The following is a 23,108-nucleotide window of genomic DNA, read 5'->3' on the forward strand; positions in this document are numbered from 1 at the left end:
GTCCGTTTGCGAAAGAGGAGAAACAGACATGACGACGATATTTGTAACTTATCCCGCGGACCCCGATGCGAGCTTCGATCGTGCCTATTATACGTCGCATCATATCCCGCTGGTGAACAGGGCCTGGGGGCCTTTGGGCCTGATTTCCGCAACTGCGTTTTTCCCCAGCCCGGTCCCTAACGGCAATTATGCGATCTGCGAATGTGTCTTTAAGGATGAAAGCGCGTTTCAGGCGGCGCTGGCGTCCCCCGATACACCCGCCGTCATGGATGATGTGAAGAATTTCACAGCGATCATCCCGGTCATCCTACGAGGTGGGGCGCTCTGATCTCTTTCTCACGCGCTATTACGAAAGAGAGTGAGGGGGCAGGTGATTTTTATCTGTCCCCCTTATCCGCCCTGCTTCAAAGCGCCTCGCTAGTGCTTCGGAAATGATGAAGCGATAGTGCGACGGCGCAAAGCAGACTGCCGATGCCCCCTAGGGCAACAACCCACCCCATAGGCCAGGGCGTACCATCAGCGAACGCTCCGATCAGGCCTGAGCCAAGGACGCCGCTGCCATATTGCGCGGCCCCCACGAAGGCAGAGACCGAACCCGCCCGAGCAGGTGAGGTGTTGAGCGCGCCCGCTATCGAATTGGCGACGATGAAGCCGGTTGCGAGGTAAAGACGAACAGCGGGACGACCAGCCCCCATAGCCCGCCAAGGCCGGTCCATGCAGCAAGCGCGGCCAGAGTGCCAGCACCGGCAGCCTGAAGCGCACCAAACCGCAGCATACGGTCGCTGCCGATCCGGTGCGCCAGCCGGATGTTGAGCATGTTCGTGCTCATGATCCCGATTATGCCCGCTCCGAACAGCAGGCCGTAATAGCGCGGCGGAACATGGTAGTAGGAGATATAGGCGAACGGCGTGCCCGCCACATAGGCGAACATGCCGCCATAGAAGAAGGCGCCAGCACCCGTATAGGCCATGAGGCGGGGGGTTGTGAGAAGCTCGCCGTAGCGTAGGAAGGCGCGGGAAAGCGGCTCATGATGGCGGCGTTCGGGTGGCAGGGTTTCCGGCAGGGTGGCGACGGCCGCGAGCGTTGCAATCCCAATAACGCCGAGAAGACCGAATACGGCGCGCCACCCGCCCACCGCAAGGATCTGCGCCCCCACGATAGGCCCCAGTAGTGGTGCGATAGCCATCACGGTGATCAGCGTCGAGAGCATCCGGACCGCGTGGTGACCGGCATACAGGTCCCGCACCATGGCGCGGGACAGTACGACACCGGCGGATGCGCCGAGTGCCTGCACCATGCGCCATGCGATGAGGCTACCGATGCTTGCGGAACAGGCGCATAGGATCGAGCCCGCGATAAAGATCGCTATGCCCGCCGCGACTGGCCCGCGCCGTCCATAACGGTCGCTTACCGGCCCCCAGAAAAGCTGCCCAAGGCTGAAGCCGACCAGATAACCCGAGACCGTCCACTCGACCATGCCTTGGTCGGCGCCCAATGCTCGGCTCATTGCTGGCATGGCCGGAAGATAGATGTCCGTTGAAATCGAGGCGAACCCCATCAGGAGGCTCAGAACCCCTAGAGTCCACCAGCGGCGGCCGGTGCTGTCGTGCATTGCGGCTAAGTCAGTCTGTGCGGGGGCGGTGTCATTCAAGTGTCGGCAATGTCCGTTTGCTGACGATGGGGCTGGTCGCCACTCATAGCGTCGTGTTCATGGGAAAGAGAAAAACACCTGCCGGTTCAATATCGGAACCTGAGGACATACAGGCATCAGCACGGTTAACGGTGATACTGCTCGTCGCTGACATGCTCAAGTCCGTCGGACGATTTTCCGTCCCAGAATGCGGTGATGGCGGCTCATCACACAGGCGGGTAACGCGCCGGGCCCAAACGTCACCGTCGGGCGCATCAAAGCGGAGGGGCTGGAACCGGGAGGTGTGGCCTTAATGGTGTTTCCTTTCGTGACGGAATGCCAGCACCCGATCTACGTACAAAATCGCTGCGATCTGGCACCAGAGGTCAGGATTAGGCGTTCAGAACGAAGCGTCGATAATTCCGAAACCTTATATACAACAATGCCATATAATCAGATTGTCCTTATGTCTCTGGTTCATTAATCGTGTGGCCCGATCCAGTCAGAGCCCGGTTCCGGGAGCGTCATGCTATCGCGGCCCGGCCGGCGCATTCATGAATTCAAGATATGACGTCATGCGGAATGCAGTGGATAATCGCATCAGCCATAAGTGCGTAAAATCTTGCAGAGGTGAAGAATTACGTGAAGCCGATAGCGAACGACAACGGTCCTAGTCGTTTGTGCTGTCGGCGGCATGGGATGCGCGCCCGTGGGTCGCCCGAGCATCAGGAACGGGAGAAGCGAAATGGATTACGTACGACTTGGCAAGTCCGGTCTGAAGGTCAGCCGTATCACGCTCGGCTGCATGAGCTTCGGAACAGGCGGTTTCTCCGGCGGATGGTCGCTCGGTGAGGCGGAAGCGGAGCCGATTTTCCGGCAAGCGCTGGATCTCGGCATCAATTTTTGGGACACCGCCAACGTCTATGGCAAAGGTACCTCCGAGGAGGTCACCGGCCGGGCGATAGCGAAACTCGCGCGGCGTGACGATATCGTCCTCGCGACCAAGATTTTCGGCCCCATGAGCGATGGCCCGGGGGGAGCGGGGTTGTCGCGCAAAGCGTGATGGAGCAGATCGACGCCTCACTTAAGCGGCTCGGCACAGACTATATCGACCTCTACCAGATTCATCGCTTCGACCCGAACACCCCGGTCGAGGAGACGATGGAAGCTCTCCATGATATCGTGAAGGCAGGCAAGGTTCGTTATATCGGCGCGTCGTCGATGTGGGCTTGGCAGTTTTCCAAGATGCAGTATGTCGCCAGCTAAATGGCTGGACGCGCTTTATCTCGATGCAGCACCAGTACAGTCTGGTTCAGCGCGAGGAAGAGCGGGAGATGTTCGGCCTGATTGCAGATCAGGGCGTGGGTTCAATGCCATGGAGTCCGCTTGCCGCCGGCCTTGTTACTCGGCCATGGGGCGACAGGAGCACGACCAGAGCCAAGGATAACCCGACGACCGATTTTGCGGGGCGGCCACTATTCCTCGAGAGCGATAAGGCGACCGTCGACGAAGTCGAAAAGATCGCGGGTGTGCATGGTGTTTCGATGGCGACGGTTGCGATGGCATGGGTGCTGCGCAATGCGCGTGTTACGTCGCCGATCGTCGGCGCAACCAAGCCGAAGCACCTGACCGATGCCGTCGCCGCCCTCGATCTCAAGCTGAGTGACAGCGAGGCCGCCGCACTGGAGGCACCCTACACACCGCGGTTGCCGACCTATTTCGCGTAAGTTTTAGACACAACGAGACATAACGACGGGAAGTTGTAAGATGAAGACGCGCATTCTGGGCAAGAACGGGCTAGAGGTTTCCGCGCTCGGTTATGGCTGCATGGGTCTGGATTTCAGCTACGGCCACAAGCTGAGCAAGGCGGATGGCATCACGCTGATCCGACAGGCGGTAGATCTAGGTGTCACCTTCTTCGACACGGCCGAGGTCTATGGCCCCTTCACCAATGAGGAGATGGTCGGCGAAGCACTGCGTCCGGTCCGCGACCGGGTTGTGATTGCCACCAAGTTCGGTTTCAACATCACTGACGGTAGAATGGCAGGGCTAAATAGCCGCCCCGAGTATATCAAGCAGGTCGCCGATGCGTCGTTGAAGCGGTTGGGTATCGAGCAGATCGATCTGTTCTATCAGCACCGTGTCGATCCGGAAGTGCCGATCGAGGAGGTGGCAGGCGCGGTCAAGGAATTGATTGCCGCAGGTAAGGTCAAGCACTTCGGCATGTCTGAACCGAGTGCCGCCACGGCACGGCGTGCCCATGCCGTTCAGCCGATTGCTGCCCTTCAGAACGAATATTCTCTGTGGACGCGTGGCGTTGAAACGAACGGCATTCTTGCGCTGTGCGAGGAACTCGGCATTGGTCTGGTACCCTACAGCCCGCTCGGCAAGGGCTTCCTTACCGGCGCGATGAGCAAGGACACAAAGCTCGGCGAGGGCGATTTCCGTGCCATGCTGCCGCGCTTCACGCCGGAGGCGATGGCACATAATCAGGCACTTGTCGACCTGCTCAAGCAGATCGGTAACGATAAAGGCGCAACGCCTGCTCAGATCGCGTTGGCCTGGCTACTGGCGAAGAAGCCGTGGATTGTGCCGATTCCGGGCACCACCAGACTTGATCGGCTCAAGGAAAACCTGGGCGCAGCCGAGATCGTTCTTTCGGAAGGCGACCTCGCTAGGATCGAAACCGCAGCGGCGGCGATCCAAATCGAGGGCGATCGTTATCCGGCCCAGCTCCAGGCCATGGTTGGTCGTTAAGCAGCGTTGACGACGGCGGGCTAAAGGGGCGCTCATCACGGTCACATGGCTGATTATTGGCTGTGTGACTTGTCTGAGGCCGTGTGCTCGCGAAACCCGTAATGGAGCGAGGCTGGAACGCTGTCGTCACCGCTCGTAATCGGCCTGTGCCGCCCAAGTGATTATTAGGGCTGCTGGGGATAGTGCCCCGCCGCATCTCCTGCTGCTCGGCAGCGATACCATCCAGGTGGTGGGAGATGTACTTGGTTGTGATTGCGCCATGCTGAGGGTGTGAAAAAATGACCAGTCTCAGAACGGATTTTCCGGGATGAGCCGGCGACTATCCGTGCGCGATATTCTGAAAAACGGAACGTATTGTGATGAGACCCTACGTCATCTGTTATATGCTGACTTCGCTGGATGGCAGTCTGCATCCCAGCCGCTTCACCCTCAGCCCCGATGGCACACGCGCCGACTGGTCCAAGGTTTACGAGCAGGTCCATAAGGAGCTTGATGGCGACGCATGGATCGTCGGTCGAGTGACCATGGCCGAGATCAGCAAGGTCGGGCCACATGTGCCCGTGCCGCTTGGTCCGGTCGAGCGACGTTGTCATATTGCGCGCCATGATGTCGGTTCCTATGCGGTAGCGCTCGACCCGTCAGGAAAGGTCCATTTTAGTAGTGGCGACCTTGATGGCGACCACGTCGTGGTAATGCTGGGGCGCGATGTGCCTGACAGCCATCTGGCGGAACTGGCAGCAGACGGCGTTTCTTACATTATCTCCGAAACCGCTGAGATCGACCTTACCACAATGCTGGACAGGCTCGGCCGGGATTTTCACATTTGCCGCCTTTTGCTGGATGGTGGTGCCAGGATCAATGGCTCCTTCCTCGCCGCCGGTGTGGTCGATGAGCTTCATCTTCTGGTCGCGCCTGCTCTGGACGCGAGACCTAGCTATGAAGGCTTTGTCGCGTTCAATGACAGTGACCGTCCGGATGCCGTGCGGTTGTCCTTTACAAGCTGCGAACCCCTTGAGAACGGGATGCTTCATTTGCGCTACGCCGTTGTGACGCCAACGGCCAATGAGTAAAATAAAGTAGAAATCATTGGAAAAACCAGACAAGAGCGCCACCTTATCTGATGATTACTCACCATTGGCGTATATGCGCGGCGAAATGAACCGCATGTCGTCTTTCGTCGAGGAATCTCTGTCCAGATGCACGGATGAATCCGATATCTGTAATCTAGCTCGAGAAATACTTGTAGCCAGCGATGCGGTGGCTGCAACTTTGCCGTCCATGCGTCCCGTACCACCTCTGGCTTGCCGAGTGGGGTGCGACACCTGTTGCCGCAGCCTGATTCAGGTCAACCCGGTTTTTGCTTTTCTGGCTATCGCGCAGGCGCGAGACACGATGGATCAGGGTCGGCTTCAGGTTCTGGCGGAAAGGCTGGCCGCCGGGACACCATTCTGCCCGTTTCTGTTTGATGGAGCGTGTTCGATCTATGCCGCCCGGCCTATGGTGTGTCGCGGTTATTACAGTTTTGACGTGACACAGTGCGAACAGGGCGAATACTGCGAAAAATCTTTAGGATATCAGGGTGATGATGCGCATGCCGCACATCAGAACATGATTTTCCTGTATGTGCTCGAACAGCGGATTGAAAGCATCGAAAACACGCTCGGCCTCGATCCTGGGCCAGTCTTTCTAGACGCGGCTGCTCGCATTCTATTTGCAACCCCCCAGAGCGGCGCGCGCTGGCTCAAGGGGGAGCGCCTCTTTAGCCAACACCCCGTGAAGGCGGATCATGCAGGATAGTGTCGGTCTTTGCCTGACGCTCTGCGGCTGAATAGCCTGCTGCCGGTTTCGTGGATGGCAGGATAAGCTAGGCTCAGGACTCGTAGCCAGAACAAGACGGTTGCGGCGAGGCAGACTGCCGAGCATCTGTCATAGCGTGTTGCGACCCGTCTCCAGTCCTTGAGCCTGCCGAACATGATCTCGATAAGGTTGCGTCTTTTGTATTTCCGTTTGTCGTATTTGACCGGTTTTGCACGAGATTTTCGACCAGTAATACATGTCACTCATCTTCAATCTCCTCAGAGAGGCTGAATCAGATTGCCGCAATCAAATCAATGGGTCCTGAGCCTAAGCGCACGTTAAGAGATGAAGTGTTCTACACTACTCTATTGCGCTCACAGTTCCGTACACAGGCCACCACTGATGTACATTCACGGCTTCAACTATATCCGTGAGTTCAGACTGCGCCAGACCCTGCTCCTGTGCCTTGCGGGCAACTTCGATGGCGACAACGCTTGATGTTGCACGAAGGTCTGCGTTGGACGGCAACAGGGCCGAACCGGGTGTGGTATCGGTTGCTTGGCTGGCGACTGCTTGTGCCGCAGCAAAGATCATTTCGTCAGAAACCTGACGTGCGCGCGATACGATTGTCCCGAAGCCAAGACCCGGATACAAGGCTGCATTGTTCGCCTGACCTATTGTGTAGGAAACGCCCTGATAGACGACATTATCAAACGGTGCGCCCGTTGCGACGAGCACTCGTCCTTCTGTCCATTCAATAAGCTGGGTGGGTGTAGCTTCGTGCAGGTTTGTCGGGTTGGATAGCGGAAGAATAATCGGGCGCTCGACATGTGCGGCCATATTCTTCACCAGTTCTTCGGTAAAGAGGTGAGGGGTCGTCGAGGTGCCGATCAGAATGGTCGGATGCACATTTTTGACAACTTCAGCCAGTTCGATAATGCCGCCATTCTGTGCTTTTTCACGCCGTAGGGTCGCCATTGCCGGCCATCTGGTTTCGGTGGCAGCCAGAGTATCGGCTGAGGTAAGAGCCCATGACTCAACTTCAGAAGCAGGTCTGGCGTAGCTGATCTGAAAATCCAGAAGTCCGTGCGTCATGTCGTCGGTCAGCAGGCCGGGCAGATCCACAAGCCAGATGCGACGGGTTGCTTCATCCTGTGAAAGGCCATGCCGCATCATCTGGTCACGAATTTGATCGGCAATGCCCACACCGGCCGTCCCGGCTCCCAGAATGACCACGCGCTGATCGGACCAGAGGGTATTGCTGCGTTGGACTGCATTGAGCAACGCCCCCAGCACAATGGCGCCGGTTCCCTGCATATCGTCGTTAAAGGTGGGAACTTTGTCACGGAAACGGCTCAAAATACGGCGGGCATTTGTTGAGCCGAAGTCTTCCCAGTGCAGCATGGCTTTAGGGAAGAGTTTTTTGGCGGCAGCCACATAGGCGTCGATAAAATCGTCATAAACCTTGCCGACAACGCGACTATGTCGATATCCAATATAAAGTGGATCGTTGAGAAGCTTTTCATTGTTTGTTCCAACATCGAGAACAACCGGAATGACGCGGTGTGGGTCCACGCCTGCCGCGGCTGTATAAACGGCCAGTTTGCCGATGGAGATATCAATTCCGTTGGCTCCCCAGTCGCCAATGCCAAGAATTTCTTCAGCATCACTGGCAACCAGAAGGTCGATGTCGTCGGAGCTGGCGCCGAACGCCGCAAGTTTTTCCTCAATTTTCTCAGGTTCGTTAATGCTGAGAAAAACACCGCGAGGGCGGGTTATGACTTCACTATACTGCTCTATGGCCTGCCCAACGACAGGATCGTACACAACGGGCAGCATTTCCATGAGATGACGCTGAAGCAAGGCGTAAAATAGCGTCACGTTGTTATCGTGAAGCCTCCACATGTAAATGTGCTTATCGAGATCGCTTGGTGCTTTACGATAGGCAGCAAGAGCACGGGTTAACTGGGGCTCCAGCTCAGTTGTTATGACCGGTGGTAGCAGACCGTTCAGTTCGAGAGAATCCCGCTCATCTTGGGTAAAGGCTGTGCCTTTATTGAGAGCGGGGTCGCGCAAAACATCATAGCCTCTGGCTGTCGTCTCGATTTTTCTCGATTTTCCTGTGCCAGTAATCTTTGCCTGTCTGCTGAACATTTCTCTCTCCTAGAGTGGTTTGATTTCCATGGTGCTGAAATTTCGAGATCAGGAGTGGTATAGATTATTCAATCCGTTTAAATCGAATGATGCTGCGAGACATTTTTCCAGAGTCCCAGTTAGGCATTTTACGCATGGTGTAATGACATTGGCGTAATCGCCATTAATTTCTATGGTGCGTCTTTGCTCTGTACCAACCCACTCTGGTGCCCACGCCGTCTGCACACTGGTCACCCATTGGTTGCCTTCAACTCTGTAGCGGCCGATATATGCAACGAGTGTTTTCATCAAATGAGCGCGGTCTGCATCCGTTTTTGCCGGCTGTCGGTCACTACCTTCAAGATTGAAGGCAACCCACCCATCAGGCGTGAAGATGACACGCCCACGGGGGATGATCCCATGGCATCAATCATCTTACCCGTTTCTTTATCTTCCACTTTGTAAGAAACAAGCCCCCACACGCCAACGATATTTTTTTTCAGATTAGCAGTTTCTGCGGATGTTGACGTGGCTGCTTTTGTATCCTGTGCACATGCAGGCACTGCGGCGGTCAATACACTGACTGCACATGCAGCAATTACTGATTTTGCATGCAAGGAAATATGTTTTGTTAAGACCATGAAAGTTACTCCCCTTTTCGTTTTTTATTTACGGAATGTCCGCAAAAGCCAGAAACACCCAAGTGCGATGATAATGGCTCCCCCGGCCATGCCGATACGGCTTAAAACGAGTAGTGGCGATTTTGAGCCACCCTGACGGATCGTGGCGACTTGTGCTGGTGATACAGAAACCTGAGGCCTGCCATATGTATCAAAAACATATTTTGTAAGTTTGGATATTTCCTCATCATTTAACTGCACGGCATCTGTTTTCTTTCCTCCAAAGCCGGGCATGAATGCTTGGGCACCTGCAACATGACGGTCGACACCAAAAAGAATGGTCGCAATCAGATTGTCCGGGTTGGAGGCGCCTGTAACGGAGTTGTGCCATAATGACGGATAATATCCGTCGCGACTACCCTGCGCCTTGTAATTATGGCAAGATGCACAATTTCCCATAAACAGTTCAGCACCAGAAATATCGGGATTATCTTCCGACCGAATGGGCTGATCGCCTCTGACACGGTCTGCGCTGGAAACCGACTGCCCAAGAGCGAAGCGTGAAAGATTTCCATCAGCAGGGTCACGCACTGGCTGTGTTGACGCAAGGTACGTGGCCAGAGCGTTCAGGTCTGCCTCTGTCAGATGTTGGAAACTGTGTTCGACGGCTTCTCCCATACCACCCGCGGCCTGTGCCAGACCGTCTATATGGCCTGATTTCAGGTAGGTCTTGATTTCATCCTGCGACCAGTTTCCTATGCCACTGATTTTGTCCGAGGTGATATTGGGAGCGTACCACGAACCAAGGCTCCCCCCGCCAAGGGCCTTGGAGGCTTCTTCCTGCATCAGAAAGCCACGGGGCGTATGGCAGGTTCCGCAATGCGCCGGGCCCTGTGCGAGATAGGCCCCTCTATTCCACTCTGCCGAGTGTGATGGGTCAGGCTGGTAGGTTGTGTTGTTACGAAACAGTATATTCCAGAACATCATTGAGCTGCGGATGTTCATTGGAAAAGGGAGAGCTGTTTTTGGCGGAGCGCTCTCGACCGGCTGAACGGATTTCATGAAATACAGGTACAGGTCATGTATGTCCTGATCTGTCATGTAAGAATATGCTGTATAAGGCATTGCAGGGTAGAGATTGCTTCCATCCTTGCGGATGCCTTTGCGGACAGCACGAGAGAAATCCGCTTCGCTATACTCTCCGATACCATATGTTTTGGATGGCGTGATGTTGGTTGAGTACATCGTGCCCAGCGGTGTTTTCATGGCCAGACCGCCGGCAAACGGTTTGCCGCCCGGCGTGGTATGGCAGGCGACACAGTCTGATGTGACCGCTATATAGGCACCCGGATCTGTATTGCTGGCATCTTCGGCTGATGCGGCGCTGCACAGGAGTATCGGCCCCGCCAGAGCAGCAAGGAATGAGAGCCTGAAGGCCTGTCTGGTTTGTGTCACTCTAAGCATGGTTCAGTTGCCCGACGATTGCATCCGCAGCTTTAAGCGCCAATGCGGCCATAGTGATTGTGCTGTTCCCGCTGCCGCCGGTCGTCATTGCGGCACCACCAGGCAGGAAAAGATTGTCATGGTCATGGGCCCGGCAATCTGCATCCACGACTGAATCGCTTGGATCATTGCCCATGATCGTGCCACCCATGATATGATCGCTGTGCAAGAATTCAGGTGAAATCTTGATGTCTGTCGCGCCGAGTGCAGTTGCCAGTTTTTTAAGAAGGGGAACGGTATAGTTTTCAGCGCTTCTCCGTACATAGTCGCCTACATCGTAATAGATGCGAGGACGGTTGAGGCCGAGCCAATCCTTTTTGTCTGACAGGGTCAGACGGTTGAAGGGGAGCGGGAGAGGTTCGTGCTCAACGGTCAGGCGGGCTGTGCAGGCTGATAAACGACGGATTTCCTGATCGAGGGCTTTTCCGTAAAGACCTTTTTCGAGAGCCGCTAAACCTCCGAGTGTGCTTCGCGCCATGTTTTCCATACGGAACATGCGCCGGCGTACTCCCGCCGGAAATCACCCTGACTTGTGTTCATGATACTGCTGCTCTGAACGGGGCCTACGCCGGTCCAGAGTGGTTCAGACATTTCAATGTCCGCGATCAGCTTTGGCTGATCCATCATGTTGCGGCCGACCTGATCTGAACTATTGGCGACACCACGAGGGTTTTTGTCATCAGCGGATAAAAGGAGGAGCTTGGGCGTTTCTATGCCATTGCACGCCAGCACAAAGATTTTGCCTGAAACGGAATGTGAGGTTCTGTTCGGGTCGTAGTAGTGGACGGCCTCGACCTTCTTCTGGGCATTTGTTTCAACGCGATAGGCGACAGCATTCGTGATGATCCTGCCGCCTTTTGCCTCGATGCGGGGCAAGGCGGTTGCGGCATCGTATTTTGCAGCGATCGGGCAGACTGGAAAGCAGTTATTGTTTCCGCAGCAGGGGGGGCGTCCATCAAATGAAACGCCACTGTTGCGTGCTTGTGGGGCGGGAAGGTTCTGCATGCCAAGGGTTGCGGCAACATCGGTCAGCCGCTGCTCGCCCGGACCAAAGGGAATGGGCCCCATCGGTAGGGGCGAGACCGCGCGGTGCGCGGCGGCCATTGCAGGGCTGGGTCGCCGGGGCCGCAGACACCCATCGCATGCTCTGCCCGTGCATAGTAGGCTCAAGCACATCATAGCTAAAGGCCCAGTCACGGCCTACGCCATAGAGGCTTTTAAGCCGCAGGTCATCGGGTGTCATACGCCAGCAGATACCAGCCAGTGCCAGGTGGCACCGCCAGCGTAACGCACGTAACCCTGCTCGTAGGCTTTGGCATTTGGCCCGGTCAGGTCAAGATACGATGCGGCCTCAGTCGGGGTCCGTGTTTCAAGGTGCGGTGCCCACGGCTTGGGGGGATACGGGGCGTTCCAGTGGTTGCGCAGTGTGGGGGGGAGGTTGCGGTAGTTTTCAACGATGGTATCGCGACTGACACGGGGGCCTGCCTCGAGCATGAGTACGGAAAGCCCGGCATCAAGGGCCTGTTCTGCGATCAGGCAGCCGACGACGCCAGTACCAACAATGACGACATCGCTGTTGAGAGTGGAGGGCATGAACAATTCTCCAGAGAAGTTCAGAACGAAGGCATGTTCAGGAGGGGAACGGCAGTCGCATTCCATGCATTGGGTGCTGACTTCGCGTAGGAGGGGATTGTCATGACATCGTTGGTGACTTTGAACATGAGTGCCTCTTCAAAGGCGACAACACGATCACCCGATTTGCCGTGCACTACGCCTGAATACCAGGCTGATATTATTTTGAGGGCTGAGTTTTTTAGTGCCGCATCAGTCAGTGCCGGCATGAGATGTTCAACATCAACAGCCGCATTTTTCATGATGAAATCCTGAAGTGCTGTGACTGTATTGTCAAAACCCTCTTCGGAATCACTGAGTGCGTTGTAGATTTTATGACCGACAAAGGGATCCAGTTCGTGTGGAACAAGAAGTTTCGAGACGAGCATGAATTGCACTATGCTGTCAGGCTCATGTATGTGTCCGTTTGATGCGGCAAGGCCCGGAGACTGTGTAAAGCTGGCGACAGTGGCGAGCGCACTCATGCCAAGCAGCAGGCCTCGTCTGTTTATTTTGAATTCTTTATGGAAGGATGTCATCTACTGGCTCCTGCACACATCAACTGTATGATGTTATTGCTTCGATAGCTGAGTGGACTTGAATATATAAATAAATATTCCCAAAAATATTAATTTATATATTCAAGAACGGATTGAGGTGTATGAGGTACCTGTGTATTGTAATTATATTGGCAAATCGCTAATTTTTTTAATTCCAATACAGCATTAAGGTAATTGAGCGTATTTGCGAAAAATCACGAATAACGCCGACATATGAAATATTTTCAAGTAAATGTGACATTGTGTTGGTGTCTGTAATATTTAATGGCGGGCTGTGAATTGTTTAAATCAATATCGAAACCCTCCATCCTCTGGAAACATCATAATGAGTGAGGTAGTTGAGAGCTTCAACTTGCAGCTTTTTCTGAATGAAGGATACTACGTATAATTACGGAGTTGCTTTCGTCTGGTCGATCGTTCAGCGTTAAAGTGAGAGCGCCATTGAGGGACTTCTGGGATCTGTCAAATCAAGAGATCATGGTGCGGACACGGCATAGGCACCTCGTGACCGCTTCTCTAGCTGCGTTGGGCCTTGTGATACTGGGCGCGCTCTCACGCTGTCTGATCTCACCGCTTCTTGGCAGTACCAGAACATTGTTTCTCCTTCTTCTTCCCGGGGTACTTGTTGGCGCTGTGACCGGCGGCCTCTTGCCCGGTCTCGTTGCGGCAATCCTCGCCTCGGCGCTGGGTTCCCTGCTTTTGGCGTATGACGGCGCTCCGTCGATCGAAAACTGGGTTGAAACGATTCTGTTTGCAACGCTCTGCGTTTTGATCACCTGTGGGGGTGAATGGCTGCTACGCGCACGGCGGCGCACGGCGGCGATGGCGCAACGCATCCTTGAACGAGAAACCCATCTACGTTCCATTCTCGACGCCGTTCCGGACGCTATCATTATTCTGGATGAGCAGGGGATCGTGCAGTCATTCAGTCATGCGGCCGAGACACTGCTGAGGTGGAATGTGATGGAGGCGGTCGGAATGAATATCGCGACCATCGTTCCGGAGCTTGGTGCGCCTCCAGTTCTCGACAGGCAGGGGTTTGCGTCAATCGCCCGCCGGGGGGACGAGACGACGATTCCGGTTGATCTGTCCATAGGCCGCCTGAGTTCGGGAGGGCGTCCATTTGTGATTGTTTTCCTGCGTGACCTTACGGAGCGCGAGGAGGCAGATCGCCGTATGAGGCAGTTGCAGGCCGAAGTCACGCATATCTCCCGCCTGTCAGCAATGGGTGAGATGGCGGCAACGCTGGCGCATGAACTCAACCAGCCACTGACGGCTATTACAAACTTTCTCAATGGTGGCCGTCGTCTTCTGCAGAAGGGAAGCGGGCAGAACGAACTCGTGCAGGAGGCCGTAGACAAAGCGGCGGCACAAGCTCTGAGGGCAGGTCAGATCATACGATCATTACGGGAGTTCGTCTCGCGAGGAGAAGGGGACCTGGGGCTGCAGAGCCTGACAGCACTTGTAGAGGAGATGGCGGTGCTGGCGCTGGTCGGTATTGCGGAGCGCGGGATCAATGTGTCCTTTCGCCTGGATTCCAATGTCGATCAGGTTATCGCGGACAAAATCCAGATTCAGCAGGTGCTGCTCAACTTAATCCGTAATGCCGTGGAATCTATGGAAGATTGCCACGAACGGCGCCTTGTTGTCGCAATTGACGCCTTTGAAGGCATGGCACGAGTGTCCGTAACAGATACAGGCGCCGGAGTGAGTCCAGAGATCGCCGGTAAGCTATTCGAGCCTTTTTCGACAACAAAGGATCATGGTATGGGAGTCGGTCTGTCGATCTGTCGCACCATCGTAGAAGCCCATGGAGGACGCATTTGGGCGCAGGCAGTGCCCGAGGGTGGAACAAGTTTCCTCTTTACTCTCCCTTGTGCCCGGATAGAGGGGTTTGGCGAATGAATTCTGATTGCATCGTCCATGTAATCGACGATGACGAGGCCGTGCGTGAGTCCCTTGCCTTTCTGCTGCTTGCATCGGGGTATACCGCACGGACCTACTCATCGGCGGATGAGTTTCTCAGCACCCTCGACCGGATTGAGCATGGCTGCGTTGTCACCGATATCCGGATGCCCGGCATGGACGGCCTTGATCTTGTCAGCCATCTTCAGGACGTTAGGCCAATCCTGCCGGTCATCGTGATCACGGGGCATGCCGACGTTCCCTTGGCTGTGCAAGCGATGAAAGGTGGCGCTCGCGATTTCATCGAAAAACCGTTCGACGACCATTCCATCCTCGAGGCGGTGGCTTCTGCTCTGCAAAGCGACGGTGAGATCCCTGCCGGCCGGACGCCGGCGCATGTCGTTCGTCAGCGGATCGCCGTTCTGACGAATAGGGAACGACAGGTTCTCCGTGGTCTTGTCGATGGTCAATCTAACAAGGCTATTGCCCGTGAGCTTGAAATAAGCCCGCGAACAATAGAGATTTATCGAGCCAATCTCATGACGAAGATGGACGCTCGCACTCTATCCGAATTGGTGCGGATGGCTCTCGTGGCGGGAGAGCAGCTAGCATAATCTGGAGAGATTGATGGCATGTGGGCCCAACACCTAGAACGAGACAGGACTCAATCGCCTTGCCGCGTCACACAGAGGCATGACGCGGCAAGGCGCGCTTTGTCGCCGGATGAGCGTGCTCCGTGAGGTGAGGCAGGGGAGGTAAGAGATCAGGCCGCGCGCGGACGGCGTTTCTGCCCACGGTAAGGCATATTGCCTGCCATGATGCAGCCGAAAGGATCAATATAGTCCTCGATCTCGGCCAGCCCATACTCGCCAATCTGCGCCACAACGGCATCGGCCCGCTTGTAGCTTGAAGGCAGTTCCGAGCTATCGACCTCGCCCCCATAGAAGCGGATGTCCAGCCCCTGTATTTCAGCAGCAAGCTGAGCTTCAGGCGTGATAGTACCCATGCGGCGGCGATGCTCGGTCCGCGTGAAGTTGCGGCCCGCTCCGTGGGGCGCAAAGCCCAGCGCATGCGCGGCATCCTTCCCGCGGGCAATCAGCACTGGTTCCGCCATGTTAAGGGGGATGATCACCTTGCCGCTGGCATCATCGGCGTAGCTACCCCAGGCCGGTGTAGCACCCTTGCGTGGTAGAACAAGCCATCACGCTCGAACACGAAGTTATGCTCATTCCAGAAGCGATCCACCACGCTAGCCTGCACGGCGGTGCTGATGGCATGGTGCAGAGCGGTGTGGTTGGCCTTTGCCCATCTGCGCGTGAGCTGCAAGGCCTCCCAATAGGCGCGGCCATCCTCGGTGTCTGCCGGAATCCAGGCATTCTGCGGTAGCGTGGCGGGGGACAGCTGGCGTCTGTAACGCTCGGCCACTTTCATGCCGCCCTTATACAAATGTCCGCCCGGCCCGCGTGAACCATGATGCGTGACCATGACCGTGCGGCCGGTGCTGCGCGAGCGACCTACGAACAGGAAGTGGTTTCCATCACCCTGTGTGCCCATATGCGTCTGTGCTGCCCTGACAACATTGTCCTGTCGGAGGAAGGGGTTGGCACGAAACGCATCAAGCAGGCCATCCGGCAGAGGGAAGTTGCTACTATCCATGCGGCCGCCAGGGCCGAAATGCGTTATGGCCGAAGCCGCATCCAGCACCGCCTTTGGGTCAACGGCCCCAAGATCGGTCATCATGACGGAACAGCAGATGTCAGCCGAGTGCATTCCCGGATGGATGGCATTGCGCGCGGCAACAATACCGCCCACAGGAATGGTGCCTAACGGCCCGGAAGGGCAGGCGTCAGGCATGACGGCCCCAGATTCCACCGTAGGCGTGCGCAGCACTTCACGCATCGTGGCCAGCACCTTGTTCAGGTTGGTGGTTTCATCCTCATTTTCCGCACGGATCGATACATGCAGCGGCACGGCAGCCTCTTCCTGCAAGGGCAGGTGCGGGGGCGGCTGGTCCTGTATAAGAGTGGCACGGATATGCGCGAGATCCATGCCGCTTGCATGGGCGGCATTGGCTCGGGCCAGCATGTCCGCGAAGGCAGGTCCGGGGCTGTGCCCCCACTCAATCAGGTGAGCGCCGGTTATCTTGGTGCCAATGTCGTCAATCGTAGTCATGTCTATAATCTTTCGAAGCCGTGAGCGCGGGGCTCCAACGGCACATCAACTGAATGACCCGGGAACCGGCCTGCGCGGTTTCTGTCGGCAGGCCACACCATGGAGACAAGGAATGTGCCGGACTTCATTTACAGTGTAGTCCGGCACGCATTCCCCAGTGTCCCGGGTCGTGAAAAAAGGTTCTGGCGACAAGGGGGCGAGGGGACATGGAAGGGCTCCCGTAGGAGTTGGCTTCGTGACTGTAGTCCCCCCAGCATTCGCCAGAGTTGAGTTATGGGTCCGGCGACAAGAATGGCGGGACATTTTTTGTGACTAAGCTACCCGCATGATGCGGAGCGGGGATTGAACCCGCGCCTGCGGTTTCCCGCCGCTCTACCTGTAGTCCCACCGACATTCGCCGGGTGTATTCAAAAGGGCTGGGCCATGATCTGCCCGACCCAGTGCGAAGCTTCCATCTGCCCCGATGCAAAGGTGGCCATCTGCTCAAAGGCTGCATCAGAAAAGCCACCGATATTCAAGACATCATCCCGTTCGGCAGCCTGCGCCGTGCCGTAGCTGGATGTCGATACAGACGAGACGCGCTGCCGGATTGCGGACTTTCAGCCTCGTCCATTCGAACATCATGCCCGAGGGTCTTCCTTTGTTCTGTGCGTTGCCCCAGGACTGGTTGTCCGAGACAAACACAACAAGATCCGCCGTCTCATGCCGGGCATTGAGCCAGGCCAGTGGCGCTGCGCAATCCGTACCGCCGCCGCCCAACTCCGCAAGGTGGCGGGCGTTGGTCAGGATTGTATCGCGCGGCTCCAGGGCAATATCCCGCACTTGCATCTCGAAGGGCAGGATAAGGGCCGCAGGATTGCTGCGTTTGAGTGCCGCCGCCACAAGGGCAGCAACATCAATGCACCTTACGGCCGTGGTGGCGCTGCCTCTGTATCCCGTTACCGGCGAGTGCATGGAGCCTGAAACATCAGGGCACACCACCACGCGACCTTCAAGGCGGGGCACATTGTCCACCGCACGCTCCATCGCGTCGTGCAGGGCGTCACGCAGGGCCGGAGGGGCTGCCGGGTCCAGCGCCTGCAAGGTTGCAAGCAACTGGTAGGGCAGGGCCTTGGCTACCTTTATGCGCTCCCGGTCCCGCAGCACGGTGGCGACATGTGTCACAACCTCAGGTCTGCTAAACGCATGGTTACGCGTCAGCATATTCAGTCCCTGCCGCAGGGTCTGCCACGAAGCCATGAGTGCGACCTCCCCCCACTGCTCCGGCGAAAGCGTCATATCGCTCAACAACTGGAACGGCACGGCCGGAACCTGTTTCGACACGCCGGAACGGAAGGCCAACAGGTCCTGCACGAGGGCGGGCAGAGCCGACACGTCGACAGGCCGGTCGATCAGCCAGGCATAAAAGGCCTCACGCTGCGCAGAGCCGGGGTGTGGATGCACCATGCGGATCACGTCAGCCAGTGAGGGATCATTCCCGACCGACGCAGCAAGCAACTGCGCATCGGAGGCTTTGTTCAACCAGTCCTGCACCATGGCCTTTGGGCGAGATCCCAGTGATTTGCGGCCCGTCTGGCCCGAGCGCATGATCTGCACGAAAGTCCGCAGAACCCGCCCAGATGTCACCACCTTTGGGAATGCACGGGCAAATAGCACCGGGTCACGCCCAGACAGGACTGCTAGCAGCAGGGCAGGCGCGTCTTTCATATGCCCCTTGTCCCGTGCATGGATTGCCGTGCAAGCAAGGAAATCCGGGGAGACCGTGTTAGCCAGTTCGATCAGTTCGCGCACCTGCGTCTGTGCATCCGTGTAGTAACCGCCGCCAAAAGTGCCGGTCATGGCAAGCTGAGCCAGCTTGTGGGCCGGTGCGAGGTCATAGGCGGCGGCACCCGCCGCGTTACGGATATCGGTCTGCGGTGCGAACCGCCCCCGCTGAGACGCAAACACTGATCGGTTTGCCATGGTCTTGTTTCCTTTCTTCGACACCCCTTTTTTGTGCCGGATACGAAGACAAAGAAAAACAAAAACAAAAAATTTCCGGAACCCATTGTTTTAAAAATGGAATATTCAATTTTTGGCAAACGCGCGCCAAAAAATATTATCTAGAATTATATGGATTTATCGTATTATATAAGGAAATGCGTAATGTTGTGATTGGCTTTCTTGGTGCGACCCTTGATCAGGGTCGTCGTCGCTCCTGGCGTCCTTCGGTGCAGATCTGTGCCCAGCCCAATTTTCCGATTGATCGGCTGGAGCTGCTGCATGATCGGCGGCACCTGTTGCTGGCTGAAAAGGTGGCGCGTGATATTGTGGCCCTGTCTCCCCAGACGGAAGTGCTGCTGGTGGACATGGAACTCGACAATCCATGGGATTTTCAGGAAGTTTATGGAAAGCTATACGATTTTGCGGAATCGTATGGTTTTGACGAGGATCGGGAACATTATTACGTTCACCTGACAACCGGCACGCATGTTGCCCAGATATGCTGGTTTCTCCTGACGGAAAGCCGCCATATCCCGGCCAGCCTGCTCCAGAGCGGACCACCGCGAGGTGAGGCCTCGCCCAATGGTACGATCGACGTCATTGATCTTGATCTTTCGCGCTATAATGCCCTGCAGCGCCGCTTCGAGGCAGAGGCGCGCGAGCATTCCCATATGCTGCGCGGCGGCATCCCGACCCGTAATGCTGCGTTCCATGGCCTGATAGAACGGCTGGAGCAGGTCGTGACACGCTCGGATGAGCCGGTCCTGCTGGTGGGTGAGGCGGGCGTTGGCAAGAGCACGCTTGCGCAACGGATCTATGAGCTGAAACTTCAGCGCCGCCGGGTGAAGGGCCGTCTGGTGCATGTCAACTGTAGCGGCTTGCAGGGGGCGCACGCCATGGCAGCGCTGTTTGGCCAGCGGCGCAATGTTGTGGGGCTGGCCGGCACCGAGCGCGCGGGCTTCCTCAGTGAAGCAGAAGGCGGAGTGCTGTTCCTTGATGACATTGATTTATTGCCACACCCGGAGCAGGCGCTGCTGCTCGATGCTCTGGAGAGTGGCCGTTACTACCCCGTGGGGTCTGATACCGCGCAGAGCTGCCGCTTTCAGCTCATAGCCGCAAGCAGCCGAGACTTGTCGACGTTGGGGCAGCAGGGTCTCATGCGGCCTGATCTGCTTGCCCGGCTGGCGATATGGGTTTTTCACCTTCCCCCGCTGCGTGATCGGCGTGAAGATATGGAAGCTGAACTCACCTATGAGCTGGAAGAAGCCGAGCGGCGTTTGGGGAGCAAGATCGGCTTCAACGTGGATGCAAGGACGCGCTACCTGCATTTTGCCAAGGACCCGGCCATGAAGTGGCTTGGCAATTATCGCGATCTGTCTGCTTCAGCCCGTAGGTTATGTACGCTTGCCGAGCGCGGACGCATCACTCTACCCATGGTGGAGACGGAAATCGGAACACTGACCCGCCAATGGGCTGCAACCCAGCGTGACGGAGACCTTGCGTTGCTGGCGGAAATACTGCCTGACCCCGCAGGCATGGATGAGTTTGACCGGGCGCAGTTGGCGGCTGTGGTGCGGGCCTGTCGGGAGGCGTCCTCCCTGTCTGCCGCAGGACGGCGACTGTTTGCCTTCTCTCGGCAGGAAAAAGTCAGTCAGAATGATGCCGACCGCCTGCGCAAATATCTCGCGCGCTTTGGCCTGAACTGGGAGAGGGTTGCCGGAGGGTGACTGCGCGAAGCGGTGGAGATGTCTTGCCTTTCTCGTCTCCAACTCTCCACGTGTATTGGGGCATTGAAATACGGCAGCACCGATAACAAACAGCATGAATGTGGTGGTTATTTTTTAATAATAAAAATTGGGATGGGTTTCCTGATTAGCGCTGAATGTGAGGGTTGGAATAGACGTATAAAAAATCCCGTCTGATCTGGTTTTTAATGCCAGACCAGACGGGATCATAAGAAGAGCTGTGGGTGAATAGCTAGAGGGTTATTTTTTCTGGCTGTCCGCAGCTTCTGGCAGTGTCCAGGCAATCAGGTAATCGCCTAGTTTTGTCGGGAACGAGCCATGCCCCCCGACATAGGAAACCACGTACTGTTTTCCATTGATGGAATACGTCATGGGGGTGGACTGCCCACCGGCAGGCAAAGCCTGCTGCCACAATGTCTGCCCTGTGGTGACATCATAAGCCCGGATATAATAGTCCATGGAGCCGGTAAGGAATGCCACATTGCCGGCTGTAATCAGAGGCCCGGCAAGGGCAGGCACGCCAATCTTGACTGGCGGCAGGGTCAGCGGCACGGAACTGCCATACAGGCTGTTCTGTATTGTGCCGTTACGATGCTGCCAGACCACCTTGTTGGTAGAGAGATCAACCCCGACCATATAACCCCAGGGCGGATTACGGCAAGGCATGTTCAGGCCAACCTTGGCCAGTACCGGATCAACAAAGGGACTGATTTCCACAGCGTAAGGCGCGCCGTAGTTGTGCTGTAAGCCACTTTCTCCTCCGCTGCCTGCGGCTCCTTCTTTCTGGGGCCAGAGCGGGTTGTTGGGGCCACGGGGCACAAGGCGAGAGACAAAGGGAAGGGAGAGCGTATCCGCGACAGCAATCTGGCGTTGCGGGTCAACTGCAAGACCGCCCCATTCAAAAATGCCGAGGTTGCCGGGGAAAACAAGCGTACCCTGTGTGGATGGGGGAGTGAATGTTCCCTGATAGCGCAGTTGATGGAAGGCAATACGGCAGATCAGCTGATCAAACATTGTGCCACCCCACATATCGGCGCCGGTCAGCAGGGCTTTGGGGCGGAGGGAGAGGTCTGAAAAAGGCTGCGTGGGTGAGGTGTGGTCTCCCGGAGCGGCACCCTGCGGTACAGGGAGTTCAGGAGCCGACACAATTAGCTTGCCCGTGCGGCGATCCAGCACAAAGATGTTGCCGGTTTTGGCCGGAGCATAAAGAGCCGGAATAACAGTGCCGTCTTTTTGCTTGATGTCCACGAGGCTTGGCTGCGAAGGAACATCCATATCCCACAGATCATGGTGGACAGTCTGATAGAACCAGACGAGCTTTCCGGTATCGGCGTTGAGCGCCAGAATGCCAGACGCATAGCGTTCGGAATACTGATCCCTGTTGCCGCCCCACTGGTCTGGTGTCTGCACACCTGTTGGGATGTAGATCTGATTCAGAGCTGCATCGTAGGATGAGGTGATCCAGGAATTGGGTGAGTTTGGAACAAACTTGTGGTCCGGTCCGGGCATCTGATTGGGGTCGGGGTTACCGGGATCAAAAACCCAAACAAGTTTACCCGTATAGAGATCAAAAGCACGCGTTACGCCAGAGGGTTCGTGTACCGAGCCATTGTCGGTTACAGCGCCTGACTGGATAACTAGGCGGTCGGTCACAACGGGGGGAGAGGTACCTTCCCATTCACCTACCGTTGTAAAAGGCATGCCTTCTTCACGCAGGTCCAGTTCGCCATTTTTGCCAAAGCTGGGGCAGGGCGAACCATCATCTGCATTAATGGCAAAGAGGCGGCCATCATTGGTGGGCAGAAAGACACGGCGAGGGCACTCAGCCGGAGCGGGTTTGCCATCAATCGTGACTGCATTGGCTGGCGTTGCATGATAGGTAACGCCGCGGCAGGTCAGGTGCTGGAAACCGGGATTGACATAAAGATGGGGGTCAAAAACCCATTTTGTTTTGCCATCTGCTGCATCAACGGCAAAGAGTTTCTGGTGGGTGGAGCAGAGATACAGGTTCCCGTTTGCCATGACGGGCGTGGCTTCATTCGTGGTCTCGCCCGGATCATTTTTGGTTTTGAGGTCGCCCGTTCGCATAATCCACGCGATTTTCAGCGTGTTGACGTTTGATGCGTTAATCTGTTTCAGGGGCGAAAAACGGTTGCCGAACTGGGTACGGCCCCAGTCATGCCATTCTGTATCGGCCATTGCCGTGGCATCACCCGGAGTGGCATTGGCAATCTCTGTCGGCAGCTTGCCGTTAAACGAGTGTGGGTCTTGTGTTGCGGAAAATGCAACCACAAGGACCGAGAGCAGCAGACTTAGTCCCAGTGGCGCAATGGTTCTGCGGCTGGCACCCAAGGGCCGGGTAATGAAAGGCATGAGCAGCAGGATGCCAATAATGACAATGGCATCACTGCGGGGCAGCAAAGACCAGAAATCCAGACCGGCTTCCGCTATGGCCCATAGGAGACTGCCCAGCGTAATGGCAGTGTAAACCCATAAGGCGGCGGGTTTTTTACGGGAAAGAAGGACAGCACTGGCCAGCATGGCAAGGCCACAGAGCAGATAATAGGGTGTGTCACCGTAGCTTAAGAGCCATGTCCCACCGATGGTAAGGCCAAGGCCGATCAGCCCGACGAGCAATGCCGTCAGTATAATCGGTATTGATGCGCGAGAGAACGTGGTCATATCGTCTCCA

The 23,108-nt window shown here is 56.2% G+C and carries 20 protein-coding genes and 3 pseudogenes; 9 read left to right on the forward strand and 14 right to left on the reverse strand.

All coding sequences use genetic code 11. From position 1 onward, the window contains the following. Positions 1–28: 28 nt before the first annotated feature. A complete protein-coding gene (locus JCM25143_RS03355) occupies positions 29–328 on the forward strand; it encodes an EthD family reductase (RefSeq protein WP_025860020.1) in 300 nt (99 codons plus the stop codon). A 300-nt stretch (positions 329–628) separates the two neighbouring features. Here JCM25143_RS03355 and JCM25143_RS16465 read toward each other — a convergent pair whose 3' ends face one another. Next, positions 629–1,651 carry a multidrug effflux MFS transporter gene (locus JCM25143_RS16465; protein ID WP_234394921.1) on the reverse strand — a complete coding sequence of 341 codons (1,023 nt, stop codon included), beginning with the start codon at positions 1,649–1,651 and terminating at the stop codon, positions 629–631. Positions 1,652–2,435: 784 nt separating this feature from the next. Here JCM25143_RS16465 and JCM25143_RS24640 point away from each other — a divergent pair. The 5 genes and pseudogenes from JCM25143_RS24640 (at position 2,436) to JCM25143_RS21845 (ending at position 6,184) form a co-directional block, all read left to right on the forward strand. Beyond that, positions 2,436–2,896 (forward strand): annotated as a pseudogene (locus JCM25143_RS24640) (aldo/keto reductase). 23 nt (positions 2,897–2,919) lie between these two features. After that, positions 2,920–3,357: an aldo/keto reductase gene (locus tag JCM25143_RS24645; RefSeq protein WP_267879910.1), complete on the forward strand. Its 438-nt coding sequence runs from the start codon at positions 2,920–2,922 to the stop codon at positions 3,355–3,357. Positions 3,358–3,397: 40 nt separating this feature from the next. Beyond that, complete coding sequence (locus tag JCM25143_RS03370) at positions 3,398–4,387, forward strand: aldo/keto reductase (RefSeq protein ID WP_025860021.1); 990 nt, start codon at positions 3,398–3,400, stop codon at positions 4,385–4,387. Between the two features lie 359 nt (positions 4,388–4,746). Then, a complete protein-coding gene (locus JCM25143_RS03375) occupies positions 4,747–5,457 on the forward strand; it encodes a RibD family protein (protein WP_025860022.1) in 711 nt (236 codons plus the stop codon). Between the two features lie 94 nt (positions 5,458–5,551). Then, positions 5,552–6,184: a YkgJ family cysteine cluster protein gene (locus JCM25143_RS21845; protein ID WP_148299992.1), complete on the forward strand. Its 633-nt coding sequence runs from the start codon at positions 5,552–5,554 to the stop codon at positions 6,182–6,184. A gap of 83 nt (positions 6,185–6,267) precedes the next feature. On the opposite strand, the pseudogene JCM25143_RS21285 reads toward JCM25143_RS21845, so the two are convergent. The 9 genes and pseudogenes from JCM25143_RS21285 to JCM25143_RS20600 all read right to left on the reverse strand — a co-directional run. Next, positions 6,268–6,441 (reverse strand): annotated as a pseudogene (locus tag JCM25143_RS21285) (IS5/IS1182 family transposase); the annotation flags it as partial. A gap of 103 nt (positions 6,442–6,544) precedes the next feature. Further along, complete coding sequence (locus JCM25143_RS03385) at positions 6,545–8,338, reverse strand: NAD-dependent malic enzyme (protein WP_025860024.1); 1,794 nt, start codon at positions 8,336–8,338, stop codon at positions 6,545–6,547. Between the two features lie 48 nt (positions 8,339–8,386). After that, positions 8,387–8,734 (reverse strand): lipocalin-like domain-containing protein, encoded by a 348-nt coding sequence (locus JCM25143_RS23310; protein ID WP_369347355.1) that lies wholly within the window; start codon positions 8,732–8,734, stop codon positions 8,387–8,389. Beyond that, positions 8,626–8,958, reverse strand: a complete 333-nt coding sequence (locus JCM25143_RS23315; protein ID WP_234394922.1) for a lipocalin-like domain-containing protein — start codon at positions 8,956–8,958, stop codon at positions 8,626–8,628. Before JCM25143_RS23315 ends, JCM25143_RS23310 begins: the two co-directional genes overlap by 109 nt. Positions 8,959–8,982: 24 nt before the next feature. Continuing rightward, positions 8,983–10,401, reverse strand: a complete 1,419-nt coding sequence (locus tag JCM25143_RS03395) for a c-type cytochrome (RefSeq protein ID WP_025860026.1) — start codon at positions 10,399–10,401, stop codon at positions 8,983–8,985. Beyond that, a complete protein-coding gene (locus JCM25143_RS23320) occupies positions 10,394–10,936 on the reverse strand; it encodes a GMC oxidoreductase (protein WP_234394923.1) in 543 nt (180 codons plus the stop codon). The genes JCM25143_RS03395 and JCM25143_RS23320 overlap by 8 nt, the downstream gene beginning before the upstream one ends. Beyond that, positions 10,891–11,544: a GMC family oxidoreductase N-terminal domain-containing protein gene (locus JCM25143_RS23325; RefSeq protein WP_234394924.1), complete on the reverse strand. Its 654-nt coding sequence runs from the start codon at positions 11,542–11,544 to the stop codon at positions 10,891–10,893. The genes JCM25143_RS23320 and JCM25143_RS23325 overlap by 46 nt, the downstream gene beginning before the upstream one ends. Before the next feature lie 135 nt (positions 11,545–11,679). Then, positions 11,680–12,033 (reverse strand): FAD-dependent oxidoreductase, encoded by a 354-nt coding sequence (locus tag JCM25143_RS23330; RefSeq protein ID WP_234394925.1) that lies wholly within the window; start codon positions 12,031–12,033, stop codon positions 11,680–11,682. 20 nt (positions 12,034–12,053) lie between these two features. Continuing rightward, a complete protein-coding gene (locus tag JCM25143_RS20600; protein WP_025860027.1) occupies positions 12,054–12,590 on the reverse strand; it encodes a sorbitol dehydrogenase family protein in 537 nt (178 codons plus the stop codon). Positions 12,591–13,115: 525 nt separating this feature from the next. On the opposite strand from JCM25143_RS20600, the gene JCM25143_RS03410 reads away from it, so the two are divergent. Beyond that, entirely contained in the window at positions 13,116–14,516 is a 1,401-nt protein-coding gene (locus tag JCM25143_RS03410) for a sensor histidine kinase (RefSeq protein WP_234394926.1), read from the forward strand. After that, on the forward strand, positions 14,513–15,130 hold the full coding sequence (gene fixJ, locus JCM25143_RS03415; RefSeq protein ID WP_025860029.1) for a response regulator FixJ: 618 nt from the start codon (positions 14,513–14,515) through the stop codon (positions 15,128–15,130). The genes JCM25143_RS03410 and fixJ overlap by 4 nt, the downstream gene beginning before the upstream one ends. 149 nt (positions 15,131–15,279) lie before the next feature. Here fixJ and JCM25143_RS24650 read toward each other — a convergent pair. The 3 genes and pseudogenes from JCM25143_RS24650 to JCM25143_RS16500 all read right to left on the reverse strand — a co-directional run. Continuing rightward, positions 15,280–15,651: pseudogene (locus JCM25143_RS24650) on the reverse strand (RtcB family protein); the annotation flags it as partial. Continuing rightward, a complete protein-coding gene (locus JCM25143_RS25110) occupies positions 15,645–16,688 on the reverse strand; it encodes an RtcB family protein (protein WP_199897820.1) in 1,044 nt (347 codons plus the stop codon). The pseudogene JCM25143_RS24650 and the gene JCM25143_RS25110, both read right to left, overlap by 7 nt. A gap of 522 nt (positions 16,689–17,210) precedes the next feature. Continuing rightward, positions 17,211–18,635 carry a vWA domain-containing protein gene (locus JCM25143_RS16500; protein ID WP_234394927.1) on the reverse strand — a complete coding sequence of 475 codons (1,425 nt, stop codon included), beginning with the start codon at positions 18,633–18,635 and terminating at the stop codon, positions 17,211–17,213. Positions 18,636–18,826: 191 nt separating this feature from the next. Here JCM25143_RS16500 and JCM25143_RS03430 point away from each other — a divergent pair, with 191 nt between their 5' ends. Then, complete coding sequence (locus JCM25143_RS03430; protein WP_025860030.1) at positions 18,827–20,398, forward strand: RNA repair transcriptional activator RtcR family protein; 1,572 nt, start codon at positions 18,827–18,829, stop codon at positions 20,396–20,398. A 258-nt stretch (positions 20,399–20,656) separates the two neighbouring features. Here the strand turns inward: JCM25143_RS03430 and JCM25143_RS03435 are convergent, their stop codons facing one another. Further along, the gene (locus JCM25143_RS03435) at positions 20,657–23,098 is read right to left on the reverse strand and encodes a membrane-bound PQQ-dependent dehydrogenase, glucose/quinate/shikimate family (RefSeq protein ID WP_025860031.1); all 2,442 of its coding nucleotides are present in this window, start codon (positions 23,096–23,098) and stop codon (positions 20,657–20,659) included. Positions 23,099–23,108: the final 10 nt, after the last annotated feature.

Source organism: Acetobacter papayae JCM 25143 (assembly GCF_000613285.1).
In the GTDB taxonomy this organism is placed as follows: domain Bacteria; phylum Pseudomonadota; class Alphaproteobacteria; order Acetobacterales; family Acetobacteraceae; genus Acetobacter; species Acetobacter papayae.